Here is a 2,757-nt window from a genome sequence, read left to right on the forward strand (position 1 = left end):
ACCGTCAGCTTCTCGGCCTGGATCCGGGCAATGCGATCCCAGATGTCACCGTAACTCTCGCGCAGCTTCGCGTACGCCTCGACCTTCTGCCGGAACTCGCGCTCCCACCGGAGCTTCCGGCCCAGGAGCAGGGTGTCGTTCAGCCCCGCCAACTGACCCGTGTAGGCCTTGAGGCTGTTCTCAATGTTGAAAAGCTGATCCCGCACCTGGCGCTCGGCCTCCGGACCACGCGCGGCCACGCCCCTCAGGAAATCCCGCTGCTCCTGCCGCAGCCGCACGATAAAGCGGTGGCGGTAGCTCCGCTCGTACATGAGCTGGGCCACTGTCGCCTGCCGGCTCGTCCCGCCCGGATTGCCGGTGATGAAGACCAGCTCCTCCTCGGCCGCGCCGTCCGCGTCCCAGCGGAAATACTGCGGCGTGCCGAGTGGTGCCTTGCCGTCCGACTGGTACGCACGCACGAACGCCACGTCCAGGTCGTAGCGAGGATAGGTGAAGTTGTCCGGATCCCCGCCAAAGAAGCCGGCCTGCAGCTCGGGCGCGAACACCAGCTTGACCGGCGCATAGCGTTGATAGCGGTAGAGCCTGTACTGCCCGCCATGGAACAGCGAAACCACCTGGCACTGCAGGCCGGACGCGGCCTCGCACTCCTGCACGATCTCCTGCTGCTCCGCCTCCTGCGCCTCGGCAATGGCTCGCTCGGCCGCGCCCGCCGGCGCCGCCGCCTGCACCCGCTCGGTCACGTCCTCGATCGAGACCAGTTGGTCGAGGAACAGGTCGGGGCAGAGCAACTCGTCATTCCGCGTGGCGGCGTAGAAGCCCTCGATCACATAGTCCCGCGTGTCCGTCGAGACGGCCTCCACACAATCGCGGGCACAGTGGTGGTTGGTCATGACCAGCCCGTTCGGCGACACGAAGGAAGCCGAGCAGATCTCGCCGTAGCGGACGGAGGCGAGCCGTACATGCTCGAGCCACTCAGCCGTCGGCTCGAAGCCGTAACGCGTCTTCCAGTATTCGAGCGGCGGGTTCTCGAAGGTCCACATGGTCCCCAGCTCGAGGCCGGTGAGCTGCACGCGGTCCGCCGTCCGCAGCGCACCGGGCGGGGGCTCGAGCGGCGACATGGCATTCGCTGGTGCGGCTGCGGCGGGCGCGGGTGCTCCCTCGGGTGACCCGCCGCGCGACGCGCAGCCGAGCAGCAGGAAAAGAGCGGCCGTGGTCGCTGATCGGGAAAGGACGCGCAGGGCAGGCATAACGGGCTCCGGGTGAACGTGGTCTCGCTGCCGCCAGCGAGCGGCCCGCAAGGTAGTGTGCACCGGCTCTCCCGGCTACCCGTCCACCAGCGACCGAAACGGCTCCGGTAGCGCCCCTGCATCCCTGGCAGATGCGGTGCCAGCCGGATCGACCGCGCTCAGCGTATGCCAGAACAGCCGCCGAGCGGGCGCCTCCCCGCGCATCGCGGCCAGCAGCCCGGCCGCTGCCTTGGCCGTGTAGGTAGGATCCAGCGCCAGACCGGCGTGCTCGAACAGCTCGGCGGCCTTTCTCCCCGCCGCGGTCTCCCGCGCATATCCCTCGCCGAACTGGTCATGCCGAAGCTGGATGCGCGAGAGCGTCGCCGCCCGGGAGGGGACAGGTATCCCTGCCCACCGGAGTACCCGGCCCGTTCGGGCCACCAGTCGGGCCAGCGCCCGCTCATTGGCCACCATCCGGGCCGCCACGCGGGTCGCGATGACCCGCGCGTCCAGACCAGCCAGCCCCAGACCCAGCGCCACGCCGGCAGCCGTGCCCAACGTCCCCGCTGCCAGGTGCACGACTTGAGGCGGCGGCATGGATCCGCCCTGGATCTGTCCGGCCAGCTCGAGCGCGCCGCTCACGTAGCCCAGCGTTCCTATCGAGTCGGAGCCACCCGGCGCAATGACGTAGACGCGCTCGCGGCGGTGGATCAGGCGGGCCGCGAGCAGCGCCAGCGGCACGGTCTCCATGCGCGGCGTGAAGCGCAGTTCGGCGCCACAAGCGTGGTCCAGCAGCAACGCCTGGCGCACGCGCGGCGTCGGCCGCTGCGGGAAGAGAACGAGCGTGACGCGGAAGCCCAGCCGCGAGCCGTAGACGGCCACGGCCAGACAATGGTGCGAGCCGGCAGCCCCCGCCGTGATGAGCCGCTCCGCTCCCCGGCGGCGCGCGTCGGCCAGCAGGAACTCCAGCTTCCGCACCTTGTTCCCGCCGTACGCCTCGCCCGACAGGTCGTCGCGCTTGACCCACAGCTCCGTTCCGCCGGCGCCGAGCCGCAACGGCTCCAACGGCGTGGGGAACGTCCCCAGAGGGAGCCACGGGATGCGCTCAACCAGTTGCGGAAACCGCCGGAACAGGGCGGGGGCTGCGGGAGCAACCTGCGTCACGGCACGCCGATCAGATTGAGGAAAGGAGGGCCGCCGCGACGGTGACCGCCGAGGCAGGGATGAGGGAAAAGCTAGCCCTTCCAGCCCACTCTGTCACGCGCTGCGGGCCCGGTGGCTCACCCTGCCGCGACCGGTGGCCGAATCCACCAACAGGCCTGGAGCCGGCCATCCATCCAACCCCGCCAGGCATCCTCGTGAACTCGACCACTCAGCCGCGTGGGTGCCGCCGGGGGCCGGCTGCCTCCGGGCGGCGCGCCGCTCTCCCGCTTCACCCGGATCACGGTCATGCACCAGACCTGGGCCGCGCTCTCCACCACCGCTTCCTCGCTTTCGCCCTGGTACGTGGTCTCGACCGGCTCCGGAAAGG

At 70.1% G+C, this 2,757-nt stretch carries 2 protein-coding genes; both read right to left on the reverse strand.

Features of this window, described 5'->3' with window-relative positions:
• The coding region (locus tag HY703_06320) for a S46 family peptidase (GenBank protein ID MBI4544788.1) at positions 1-1,247 on the reverse strand (1,247 nt) is incomplete at its 3' end.
• A gap of 75 nt (positions 1,248-1,322) precedes the next feature.
• Positions 1,323-2,390, reverse strand: coding sequence for a pyridoxal-phosphate dependent enzyme (locus HY703_06325; GenBank protein MBI4544789.1), 1,068 nt, complete (start codon positions 2,388-2,390; stop codon positions 1,323-1,325).
• Positions 2,391-2,757: the final 367 nt, after the last annotated feature.

The sequence above is a fragment of the Gemmatimonadota bacterium genome (genome assembly GCA_016209965.1).
Lineage (GTDB): Bacteria > Gemmatimonadota > Gemmatimonadetes > Longimicrobiales > RSA9 > JACQVE01.